At 34.1% G+C, this 13,835-nt stretch carries 5 protein-coding genes; all 5 read right to left on the bottom strand.

Annotated elements, in window-relative coordinates; genetic code table 11:
- Positions 1-9 precede the first annotated feature (9 nt).
- Positions 10-1,917, bottom strand: a complete 1,908-nt coding sequence (acs, locus tag ACFQ0S_RS06195; protein ID WP_379754817.1) for an acetate--CoA ligase — start codon at positions 1,915-1,917, stop codon at positions 10-12.
- A gap of 13 nt (positions 1,918-1,930) precedes the next feature.
- Positions 1,931-2,161, bottom strand: coding sequence for a DUF6814 family protein (locus tag ACFQ0S_RS06190; RefSeq protein WP_379754814.1), 231 nt, complete (start codon positions 2,159-2,161; stop codon positions 1,931-1,933).
- Between the two features lie 6 nt (positions 2,162-2,167).
- Entirely contained in the window at positions 2,168-3,682 is a 1,515-nt protein-coding gene (locus tag ACFQ0S_RS06185) for an MFS transporter (RefSeq protein WP_379754811.1), read from the bottom strand.
- Between the two features lie 130 nt (positions 3,683-3,812).
- Entirely contained in the window at positions 3,813-10,595 is a 6,783-nt protein-coding gene (locus tag ACFQ0S_RS06180; protein ID WP_379754808.1) for a T9SS type B sorting domain-containing protein, read from the bottom strand.
- Positions 10,596-10,967: 372 nt separating this feature from the next.
- Complete coding sequence (locus ACFQ0S_RS06175) at positions 10,968-13,328, bottom strand: T9SS type B sorting domain-containing protein (protein ID WP_379819069.1); 2,361 nt, start codon at positions 13,326-13,328, stop codon at positions 10,968-10,970.
- Positions 13,329-13,835 lie beyond the last annotated feature (507 nt).

Below are 13,835 nucleotides of genomic sequence, written 5' to 3'. Positions count from 1 at the left end.
AATAAGAAACTATAATCGTCCTTGCTTAATTTCTTCAATAATTTCAGGATTTAGAAGTGTTGAAGTATCGCCAAAATTTGAGAAATCACCTTCAGCAATTTTACGCAGAATTCTTCGCATGATTTTACCCGAACGTGTTTTTGGCAATCCGGAAACAAACTGAATTTTATCTAATTTTGCTATAGGACCAATATGATCGGATATTTGTTGATTGATTTCTTTACTTAAATTATCTCTATCACGAGTTTCTCCTGACTCTTTGAGGATTACAAAACCATATAATGCATTTCCTTTAATATCATGTGGAAAACCAACAATGGCACTCTCAGCAACAGCAGGATGTTCGTTTATAGAGTCTTCTATTGGTGCAGTTCCAAGATTATGACCAGAAACAATTACCACATCATCAACACGACCAGTTATTCTATAGTAACCAACCTCATCTCTTAATGCTCCATCTCCAGTAAAATATTTACCAGGAAAAGTACTGAAATAGGTATCAATATATCTTTTATGGTCGCCCCAGATAGTTCTAGCAATACCAGGCCATGGAAACTTAATACATAAACTTCCTGTAACTTGATTGCCTTCTATTTCATTCCGTTTTTCATCCATTAATACAGGCTGAACTCCAGGTAAAGGTAGTGAGGCATAGGTTGGTTTCGTTGGAGTTACAAAAGCTATTGGCGAAATCATTATTCCACCTGTTTCTGTTTGCCACCAAGTATCCACAACTGGGCATCGCTTACCCCCTACGTGATCATTATACCAATGCCAAGCTTCTTCATTAATGGGTTCGCCAACCGAACCAATTACTTTTAATGATGCTAATGGATGTTTCTGAACAAATGATAAGTTTTCTTTTGCTAAAGCGCGAATCGCAGTTGGAGCTGTGTAAAACTGAGTAACTTTATGTTTCTCAATTATTTCCCAAAAACGACTGAAATCAGGATAAGAAGGAACTCCTTCAAAAATTACTGTAGTTGCTCCGTTTAGTAGTGGGCCATATAAAATATAGGAATGTCCAGTTATCCAACCTATATCGGCTGTACACCAAAAAACATCATTCTCTTCATAATTAAAAACATTTTTAAATGTATATGCGCTGTAAACCATATAGCCAGCTGTGGTATGCACCATGCCTTTAGGTTTACCAGTGGAACCAGAAGTATATAGAATAAATAACGGATCTTCTGCATCCATGATTTCAGCCACATTATTATCTGTAGCTTCATCTAAAAGTGGTTGTAGCCATTGGTCACGTCCTGATTTCATATTTATTGAAGTATTAGTTCTTTTTACAACTAAAACTTTTTTTACACAAGGACTTTTATCTAATGCTTCATCAATGATACCTTTTAAATCGATAGTTTTATTGCCTCGATATCCTCCGTCAGAAGTAATTACCATCTCACATTCGCAATCGTTAATTCTTGCAGCTACTGCCGATGCAGAAAATCCAGCAAAAACCACCGAATGTATGGCTCCTATTCTGGCACAAGCCAAAACAGAAACTGCCAACTCAGGTATCATTGGTAAATAAATGCATACTCGATCTCCTTTTTTAACGCCTTGCTCTCTTAGGACATTAGCCATTTTAGATACCTTTTGGTGCAATTCATTATAGGTAATGTGTTGCGCTTGCTCTTTAGGATCATTTGGTTCAAAAATAATTGCAGTTTTAGTACCTCTCCTTGCCAAATGTCTGTCGATACAGTTTTTAACAATATTTACTTTAGCTTCGGTAAACCATTTTATTTCAGCATCAGCCATATTAAACTCGACCACTTTATCCCATTGTTGATACCAAGTAAAATTTTCCTCAGCTATCTTACCCCAAAATTTTCTTGGCTCACGAATCGATTTATTGTAATGCTTGAAGTATTGCTCTAAATTGTCAATTTTGTAATAACTCATAGTAATTCTATTTTTATTTCTTTTTTGATGAATCGTATTCTCCCATTAAAGAATAATAACCAAATATACCTAATCCCAATACAATTAATGGTGTTAATATAAAAAGTATAATTATCCCGAAAACTAAATCTTCTTGTTTACCAGATAAAAATTTTGGTAATCCAAAAATAAAGATACAAAAGTAAGCAGAAGCAACTGCTAATCCTATCCAAATCATTCCTAAAATTCTTTTTAACTGATTCATTGTACTTTAAATATGTTTATTTTTATTTGTATTATCTATATAAATCATCCCAATTATAAAGCAAACAGAAGCTATGATTATTGGATACCATAACCCTTCTAGATAGAATTCTGCATCTCCAGCATCTTTACCATTTATAACAAAATAGGTAGAAATAGCAGGTAGCAATCCCCCAAAAATTCCGTTTCCAACATGATAAGGCAATGACATCGAAGTGTAACGTATTTTTACTGGAAACATTTCAACTAAGAAAGCGGCTATAGGTCCGTAAACCATGGCAACAAATAGCACTTGAATAAAAACCATAAATACTAATAGCCATTTGTCGTTTGAATTAATGGTAATTATTGATTTTATTTCTGTATTAGATTTTTCTTTATTTAAGGTTACTGTTTTTATTTCGTGGTATACCGTTCCATCCGTAAACTCTTTACTTAAAGTAAAAATTGAATCTAAAGCATGCTCTTTATTCTTTTTTAGTTCAACTATGGTTTTGGTTTTTTCTGAAATTTCTACTTTATTGCTCAGTAAAGTAGTCTGATACATTGTTTTGTATATTGGTCGATACAATAAAATAGCCAATAACATTCCTCCCATCATGATGTACTTTCTTCCAATTTTATCGCTAAGCCATCCAAAAAAAATAAAAAAGGGTGTTCCTAATACTAATGCTATTCCTAATAATTCATCTACTTGCGATGAATCTATAGCCATTACGGTTTTCATAAAATTCATCGCATAAAATTGGCCTGTATACCAAACTACTCCCTGCCCCATTGTAGCGCCAAATAATGCTAGCAAAACAAATTTTAGATTGTACTTATTTCCGAAACTGTCTTTTAAAGGATTTGAACTTGTTGTTCCTTCCTTTTTAGCTTTAGCAAAAACTGGAGATTCATCCATATTTTTTCTAATCAAATAGGAAACAAATACCATAACTATTGAAATCCAAAACGGAACTCTCCAACCCCAGTTATCAAATTCTTCAGGACTAAGTGCATTTTTTGTAGCTAATATAACCATCAAAGAAATAAATAATCCGACTGTTGCAGTGGTTTGTATCCAAGAAGTCCAATATCCTCGTTCTCCTACTGGAGCATGTTCAGCTACATAAGTTGCAGCACCTCCATATTCACCACCTAATGCTAAACCTTGAAGTAAACGAAGAATTAATACTAATAGTGGTGCAAAAAAACCAATGGTTTCATAACTTGGGACGCAACCTATTAAGAATGTTGCTCCACCCATTAACAATAATGTAGCCATGAAAGTATATTTTCTACCTATAATATCTCCTAATCTACCAAAGAAGAGTGCACCAAACGGTCGAACAACAAATCCTGCCGCGAATGTTGCCAATGTTGATAAAAAAGCTGCTGTAGGGTTATCAGAAGGGAAAAATTTAGTTGAAATAACCACCGCTAAACTTCCGAAAATGTAGAAATCATACCACTCAATCATAGTGCCCATTGAGGAAGCAGAGATTACTTTCCAAATGCCTTTTGTAGATTTATTACTCATTATGAAATTTATATTTAATATTTTTAATTTTCAAATATAAAAATAGTTATAGTAATAATACTATTCGTAATCTATTAAAATAAAAAAGCTTCCATTTTTGGAAGCTTTTTCAGTATTATGAATTTTGGTTTTAGCGTTTTAAACTAAAATGAGATTTAAATAGTTTATTAAGATCATTATTAGGCTCTACATAATCAACAGTAAACCAGTAATCTGCAGCTGGTAATTGCACTCCATTATATGTTCCGTCCCAACCTTGTCCTTTTGGACTAATTTGTTTTAATAATTTTCCGTAACGATCATAAATTAAAAGTTTCGTGTTGCTTTGATCACTTAATCCTTTAATATTCCATGTATCATTATATCCATCTCCGTTTGGGGTAAAATATTTAGGATAATCAATTACTAATACATCTTCACTATAATCAGTGCAACCATCAGAATCTGTTATTCTTATAGTGTAATTACCTGCTCCTATTCCGCTAAAAACATTTGAAGTTTGTAGTGCTCCATCATCAATTTGATACAAATAAGTTGTAATGCCATTTTGACCGGTTACTGTAATTGTAGCAACTTCAGTAAATGCATCAGATACAATTACATTAAATGAATTCGTTGGATTTACTTCTGTGACAGTTGAAGTGTTTGATTTAATAGAACATCCGGTTGATTTAAATCTTACATTTACATAATAATCTCCCAATTCTTTCGCTTCAAAAGTGCTACCTATTGCTCCAGAAATTGGTGAAATAGAGTTGTTAAAAAACCATTCAAAATCGTATGAATTAGTACTCAAATTAGTATCTAAAATTAAGCTATTCTTTAAAGTCCCATCTACTTCTAAACATAAAACACCACTTTCAAGAATTACACTTGGTGCTGGATTTACATCAACAGTAATTACAATTGGTCTTCCTGAACAATCTCTAAATGATGGAGTTACAGTATATTCTACTTTTCCTAGACTATTTTCTGCTACTAAAATTTGATTAATTTCATCTCCATTCCCATCAGATGCCCCAGTAACTTTATTAGACAAATGAGTCCAAGTAAATGAAGTTCCAATAATAAGTGGAATTAAACTAATTTTAGGAGACTCACCGCTACAGATTGTAGTTGAGGATTGACCAAATACTTCAGGAGTTGGATTAACTTGAATCGGAACAATAATTGGATTTCCGATACATGAATTAATTTGTGGTGTAATCGTATATGCTGCAATTCCTATACTATTTCCCGTAGTTTCGATAATTTGTGCTATTGCATTACCAGTTCCTGATACAGCTCCAATAACATTAGTTTGTACTACTGACCATGAATAAGTAGTGCCAGGTACATTACTTGTTAAATCAATATTAGTTGCTGTTCCTGAACATATAGGATTATTAAAATCATTTGTTGAAACATTTGGTACAGGGTTGACAGTAATAGAAACTAAAATTGTCGATCCAATACAACCATTTAAACTTGGTGTGATTGCATAAACTGCTTCCCCGAAATTGTTTATAGAAGTTTGTAATACTTGTGCTATTGTATTTCCAGAATCTTGAGTAGCCCCTGTAACATTATTTTGAATGGCATTCCAGCTAAAAGTGGTTTGCGTATTTCCGCTTGATAAAGCAATAGCCGTTGTTTCACCAGAACAAATAATATCCTTATCTGGAGTTGCTACTGCTGTAGGCGTTGGTGAAACAGAAACTGTAATTACAACCGGCAATCCTGAACATCCGTTTGCTATTGGGGTAACTGTGTACTCTGCTGTACCAACATTAATTGGGGAACTAGAATTTAGAACTTGAGAAATATTATTTCCTGTACCTAAAAATGCTCCTGTTACACCCGATTCAATTACAGTCCAATTAAAAATAGTTCCTAATGTAGTACTTGTTAATAAAACACCAGATGATTGTCCCGAGCAAATAGACTGAGCAATTGTTGCAGGTACCACATCAGGAGCAGCATTTATACTAATAGTTGCAGTTCCTGTTTGAAGCTGCGAACAAGTTGTAGTTGTATCTGATACACTTACTAAACTATAAATAGTGTTTGAAGTTAAATTTCCAGTTGGTAAAGTAGCTTTTCCTATTGAATCTAAAACCATAATTTGATTAGTTCCTGAATCTATTGTATACGTTACCGTTGCATTAGGAGTTCCATTAAAAGAAATTAAAGTTGAAGCTCCAGAGCAAATTGGAGTTGTTCCAGAGATAGTTGCAATTGGTAACGGTGTTACAGTTATAGGCGCTGATCCTGATTGTAATTGAGAACAAGAAGTAACAGAATCTGAAACACTTACTAGTATATAAATGGTATTAGAAATTAAATTTCCAGTTGATAAAGATGCTTGCCCTAATGTATCTAAGTTAATAGTTTGATTGGTTCCAGAATTTACTCCATAAGTAACTATTGCATTTGGAGTACCATTAAACTGAACTGTCGATGCTGAACCTGTACAAATTGGTGATGTAGTAGAAATTGTAACTGTTGGTAATGAATTTATACTTATTGTGGCTGTTCCTGATAGTGTTTGTGAACAAGTCTTAGTTGAATCTTCTACACCTACTAAACTATAATCAGTTGCGGCAATTAAATTTCCAGTTGATACTATTGCATTTCCAGTTGCATCTAAAATTACGGTTTGATTTATTCCTGAATTAATAGTATATGTAACAGTAGCGTTAGGAGTTCCGCTAAACTGCATTGTAGTACTAGTTCCTAAACAGATAGTGGTTGAACCAGAAATAGTAGCTGTTGGCAAAGAAATAACTTTTACATTCGCTGTTCCAGGTTGTGTTTGAAAACAAGTCGTGCTTAAATCTTGAACACTAACTAAACTATAGATTGCATCAGATGTTAAATTTCCAGTTGGTAAAGATGCATTTCCAGAAGCATCTAAACTTACTGTTTGATTGGTTCCTGAATTTATCGTATAAGTAACAATTACGTTTGGTGTTCCATTAAAAAGAATTGATGTTCCAGTTCCTGAACAAATTGATCCAGTTCCAGAAATAGTAATAGTTGGTAGTGCATCAACACTTATTGAGGCATTTCCAGTTTGTATTTGTGAACATGAATTTGAATCAACTATGCTTACCAAACTATAATCTGAATTGGCTATTAAATTTCCTGATGGTAAGGTTGCCTGGCCAAATACATCTAGAAGTATGGTTTTATTAACTCCTGAATTAACAGTATAAGTAACGATAGCATTTGGGGTTCCATTAAATGAAATTGGAGTTCCAGAGCCAGAACATACAGCAGTTGTTCCTGAAATAGTAACTGTTGGTAATGCATTAATAGTAATTGTAACTGTTCCAGTTTGTGTTTGCGAACAATTTGTAATAGGATTCAGAACACTTACTAAACTATATATTGTGTTAGTAGTTAAATTTCCAGTTGATAAGGTTGCATTTCCTGAGGAATCTAAAACCAAAAATTGATTAATTCCTGAATCTACTGTATAAGTAACGGTTGAGTTTGGTGTTCCGTTAAAATTTATGGTTGTTGCTGACCCAGAACAAACAGCATTCTGTGTTGCGCTAATAGTAACGGTTGGTAATGGATTAACATCTAAATTAAATATCATTGCAGGACCAGTACAAGTGCCATCATTTGCGGTCACAGATATAGTTGCTGTTTGCAAAATAGCAGTTGTATTAATTACATTAAAATTAGGAATTAAAGCTCCAGAACCACTAGCTGCAATACCTATTGAAGTATTGTTATTAGTCCAGTTGAAAGTTACTCCGCTTATTACACTTGTAAAAATAGGTATCGCTACATTATCATTTGCACAAGACGGAAAGTCTGAAATCACATCAACAATTGGTGTTGGACAATTTGAAGAAACACAATTAGAAATTGACTGTTTACCACAAACACTTCCAATTGGAGTTAGTATAATGGATACATTTTGTCCAGGAGTAAGTCCATTAACGGTAAATGTTGTTGCTGATGATGGAAGAACTCCAGCAATTGGAGTTCCGGAATTTATAGTATAAGTGTAGGAATAATTGGTGGCATCAGGTATCGAATTCCAATTAAAAGTAACGCTGTTACCAGTTGCTGCTCCACAAGTTATTGTTAAAATTGGAGTTGCATTTACAGTAACTGATGCTGATGCTGAACAACCATTACTATTTTTGTAAGTAATTAAACTAGTTCCTGCCGTAATACCTGAAACAACACCTAAACTATTTACAGTTGCTACACTTGTTGAAGCAGAAATCCATGGTGCAGATGCATCAGGTAAGCTTGAGCCCGTTAAAGTGGTATTCAATCCACTACAAACATTTATTGTTCCTGAAATTGTTGGTAAATCATTAACAGTTACAGTTGCTGTTGTTGTACAACCATTATTATCTCTATAAGTGATAACACTTGAACCCGCAGAAACTCCTGATACAACTCCTAAGATTGATATTGTTGCCACAGTGGGGGTTGCAGAAATCCATGGATTTATTATATTGGGAGTCCCTGATCCCGATAAAGTTCTTGTTGAACCTCTACAAACACTTAAAGTTCCTGATATTGTTGGCAAAGCATTTACAGTAATTGTTGCGGTTGCTAAACAACCATTACTATTTTTGTAAGTAATTAAACTAGTTCCAGACGAAATACCTGAAACAACTCCTGAACTATTTACTGTAGCAACACTTGTTGAAGCAGAAGTCCATGGTGCAGATGAATCTGGAGTTCCTGAACCTGCTAAAGGAGTATTAGAACCACTACAAACATTTAAAGTTCCTGATATTGTTGGTAAAGCGCTTACAGTAATAATTGCAGATGTTGTACACCCGTTACTATCTCTATAAGTAATAACGCTTGTTCCCGCAGAAACTCCCGTTACAACTCCTAAGCTAGATATTGTTGCCACAGAAGGCGTAGCAGAAATCCATGGATTAATTGCATTGGAGGTACCTGATCCTGTTAAAGTAATAGTCAATCCAATACATACGTTTAAAGTTCCTAGAATTGTTGGAGTGTTATTAATTTTAATTGAAGCTATAGATGATCCAGCAGATTGGCAAATACCAGGATTTGCAGCTACAGAATATCTTATAGTATAAGTGCCACTTGTTGAAGCTGATAAATTGATAACTCCAGTTGATGCATTTATTGATAGTAAGCCTGTTGCATTATCATCGGTATAAGTTCCGCCAGTTACAAAACCTATTGCTCCTGTTGGAGTTGGATTTGTACTGTCTTTACAAAAAGGAGTAGCATACGAAAAATTGGTAATTGGTGCACTGCCTCCAATATTTACAGTCAAAGGAATAGATAAATTACATGACTTAGATGTTGTTGTACTGAATGAAATGTCGTCTAAAGCAAAATCATTTCCACCTGAGTCAATGTTTGTATCTATAATTTTAATAATTGCAATAGTAGCCGAGTTAGAATTCCAAGTTCCTTGAATTTGCGTCCACCCTGAACTACTCCCATTTGTAGCAGATAATGGAGTTATAGTTATTGGAGTGCCATTTATTAAAACTTGAAATTGTGCTGGACTTGCTGCTACTAAATTTTGCGCCCAAAAAGAAAAGTTATATATTTTTGATGTTTCAACAGGTATCGTTTGAGACCAAATTACACTATTGGCAATTGTAGCACCGTCAGCAACTAACATTTTTCCAGTTCCATTACCAGTTGTGTGATCTGAACTAGATACAAATCCGCTAAACCACGAATTTGGATTAGTTACTATACCATAAGCAAATTGTGTACCGCTGGTATTGGTTAACGAATAACCATAATCAGAGAAAAAACCAGATGTTCCGTTTTCAAAACCTGGATTTCCAATTAAATTTGCACTAGTAGTTGGAGAAACTGTAGTAGAGCTTACAGTATATGTAGTGTTCACAAGCGGACTAACATTTGCAATAGCATCAGTATCTGAAATAACAACACCTGTAGAGGCAGACCAACTATAGCTAGCCCCACCATTTGCCGCTGTAAGCGTGATAGGTGTTCCAGATAATATACATCCAGTTGGAGATGATGTTAATGTTATATCTAATGGATTAGAAACAGTTATATTTGGAGTAGTTCTTGTAGTTGCTGGAGAGTTCGAATCTGTTACCGATACTGTATATACTCCAGCACTTAATCCTTGAAAAACACCTGTACTATTTGTTGTAGTAGCTGCCCCTGATAATGTATAGGAGAAAGGTGCTACACCTCCATTAGGATATGCTACAATAACGCCGTCTGAGAGCCCTGGACATGATGGGTTTGTTAATGAATTTGAAATTGTTAATGGTGCTGGTGGTGCAAATAAAGAAATATCATCAATAGCAAAATCATTTCCATTTGGTGTAGCTCCAGGAGTAGATAATTCAAAACGAACCCATTTTGCACCTGTTCCACTTGGAGTGAATTCATATACTACTTGTTGCCATGATCCATTATTTACCGTTGGACTTCCTGATTTTAATACAACTGTACAACCACATTGGTCTACCGCAACAAAATTTATAACCGGATTTGGAAATGCGGGATTACTCGTGCCGTTTTTATTAACATTAACTACCCAATAAGAAAAAGTATAAGTTACGCCCCCTTGTAATCGTATATTAGGATTTCCTTGCCAAAAAATTTGGTTATTTGCATCTACAACCATCATTTTTGTACCTGAGTGCGGGGTTACACTTTTAAAGCTAGCTAAATTCATTGGACCAGAATCACCTGTTATGGCATAATTACTCGGAGCACTTGTACCACTAGTTCCAGGTGAAATATTAGTATATCCATTTGCCTGAAACCCATCTGTACCTTCAAATCCTGGATTGTTATTATTAGTTGTAAGTAAATTTTGAGCTTGACAATTTATGGCAATAAAAAAGCAATATAAAATACAAGAAATAAATCTATTTTTAAAAACTATAACACATTGAAAAAAGGAAAATAACATAAGTGGTGGTTAATTTTATAGTTATCAAAGTAATTCTAATATATTTATATTTCAAATTTTAAGTTTTTGTTAAATCTGATTTTTTGAAAAATATAAATTATTTTCTTATAAAAATGTATTTTTAATTTATTTAATAGCAATAAGACTCTAAATTTATATAATTTTTTTTTCATTTAACACGAGATGTATCATATCTACATACGAAAACGTAATAGTGTTGAAAACTTTGTATAATATATTACTTACAGTTTGAGCAAACATTATTCTTACGCTAGATAAATCTCAATTAAATATAAAATACGAAAGTTGTTCAAAAAACAAATCCCGATTACTAAAAGCAATCGGGATTTAAAATTATTGATGTATCTGATATTATCTCTTTAACGAAAAATGTGATTTAAATAATTTTTTAATACCAGAATTTGGTTCTACATATTCAACTGTAAACCAGTAATCAGTACCTGGTAAAAGTTGTCCGTTTAATGTTCCGTCCCAACCAGAACCAGAAGAGTTAACCTGTTTTATTAATTTTCCGTAACGATCATAAATATCAACATTAGTATTTGGTAATGCTCCAATTCTCCATGTGTCATTTATACCATCACCGTTGGGTGTAAAAAATTTAGGATAATCTATAAAAATAACTTTCCTGATTTCATTTGTACAACCTTGTTCGTCTGTTACTTTAACTTTAAACTCTCCACTTTTTGGCACATTAAATACATTAGAAGTTTGAGGAGCACTATCATCTAATTGATATAGAAATGGACCTGTACCCAATCCTGTTACCTCAACTGTTATAATTGGATTTTCTGAAAATGCGTCACTCACTGACACTAGTATATCATCTTCAGTGGCAGGAAGATTTTCTATAATTTCGGCATCTACTTTAGTCGATAGACAACCCGTATTTTTATTGGTTGCAATTACTGAATATTTGCCTTTTTCTTTCACTTCAAAACTTCTAGAATTGGCACCAGGTATTGGTGTTGGGCTATCATTAAAAAACCATCTAAAATTATGATTGGTATTGCTTAAACCTGAATCTAAAATATAAGATTTAAAAGTAGTCTTTGTTACTTGATCTACACAAATAATACCATTTTCTAAAACGGGTTTAGGCAATGGATTTACCTGTATAATAACATCTGTTGGTATTCCATCACATGAATTCAGAGTTGGAATAATCGTAAATTTTGCTGTTCCAACTTTTGTTTCAGCTATAAGAGTTTCGCTAATAATACCATCAATTGAAGTATCACTGTCTTTACCTCCAGTTACATCTGTTCGAAGCACAGTCCAATTGAATTGAGTTCCAAGAATACTAGGAGATAATGTTATATTAGTTGTTTCTCCACTACAAATTTTAGTCGATTGTGTTGGTCCAAAAATACCAGGAGTTGGATTAACAGTAATGGTAACCGTTTCTTGAGGTCCAGTACAAGTATTAGATGTTGGAGTAATAATATAATCTACAGTACCTTGAACAATACCTGTTGTTTTTAAAGTTTGAGAAATAGCATTTCCATTAGATGAAAAAGCGCCAATAACTCCTTTCGGCACTACAGTCCAACTGAATGTTGTACCAGCTACTTTACTATCATATTGAATATCGGTTACTTCTCCTGAACAAAGTAAAGGTTTTAGATTACTTGTTATATTTACTTCAGGAGCGGGATTTACATTTACTGTAACTTCAATAGGCAGTCCAAGACATCCGCCTGAACTAGGTATAACAGTATATACTGCTTTTCCTGCTGTAAATCCTGTAACAGTTAAAGTTTGATCTATTGTATTTCCAGATGCTGAACTATCACCAATCACTTCTGTTGGAATTACATCCCAAGCAAAAGTAGTAACTGTTCCAAGATTACTTGATAAAGTAATATTAGGAGCAACATCAGAACAAACAATCTGTCCGTTTGGTGTAGCAGTTGCAATTGGTAAAGGCAAAATGGTTTGAAATCCCTTAATCTGACTTGCACATAAACCTGTTGTTGGATTAAAATCATACGTTTTTACAATAGGTAAAATAGTTGTATTACTTGTATCTAAACTTGGCGACCAAGTTCCAGTAATTCCATTATTTGAAGTCAAAACTAACGGAGATATCGTCGTATTATCATTTGCACATCTATCAGGAAAAGGATCAAATGTAGGTTCTACTATTGGATCAATGGTTATACTTTTAGATGTAGGTACAGCATCACAACCTCCAACAGCTGGAAGTGTATAAGTGATGACTGATATACCTGGAGCAATTCCTTTAATTTGACCATTCAAATCAACTGTTGCAAATGTAGAATTAGACGAACTCCATGTACCTGTTTTGTCCGTAGCATCGGTGGTAAATATGGTAGTACCATTGTTACAAATAGTCGGAACCCCACTAATCGTTCCTGGATTTGGTATGCCTGTGACTTTTACATCTCTAATTGCATTGGCAGCAGTACATACTCCACTACCAGCAACAGTATATGTTATTCTTGCTGTTCCCGGTATTCCTGCAACTATATCGCCATTTGCAGGATTAACAGTTGCAACATTTGTATCGTCTGATGACCATATACCTGCTTCAAGTGAATCAGTTAAAAATGTAGTATTACTTCCTACACATATATCTTGAATTCCGGATAAGATTCCTGCATTAGGTAGGGCATCGACAGTAATTGAACGAGTTTCGAAATCATCATTACCAATACAACCACCTATTCCTAACATAGTATAAGTCATTATGGCATTTCCTACTGAAACCCCTGTAATTTCACCTGATGTAGCATCAATTGTTGCAATTGCTGTATCTGATGAACTCCAAACTCCACCCAATGAATTTGAAGAAAAAGTAGTTTTTAGTGCTAAACAAACATTTGTATTACCACTTAATATTCCAGCAATTGGTGCTTGGGTTACAGTTACAGTTACTGGTTTGATATCAANTGGTCCAATAGGTTAATGTACCTCCACCTGTACTTCCTGCTGTAACTGCTGGTAAAGTAATATCTACTGTAGATGGAGAACAAACCTCACCTGGATTGGTAATGCTTAAAACTGGAGTTATAGTAATTGTAACCACAACGGGTTTAATATCCGAACAAATACTAGAGACACTTCTAACGTAGTAAGTACCACTTGTTGCTATAGCTGCTGGTGTAGCTAGAGCTGTAGTTGCAGCTGCGTCACTCCAATACGATAAGATGCCACCACCAATACTTCCTGCTGTCACTGCTGCTAAAGTAATAT

The sequence above is a fragment of the Flavobacterium myungsuense genome, from assembly GCF_042677265.1.
GTDB lineage: Bacteria > Bacteroidota > Bacteroidia > Flavobacteriales > Flavobacteriaceae > Flavobacterium > Flavobacterium myungsuense.
This window is presented reverse-complemented; position numbering and strand designations above follow the sequence as displayed.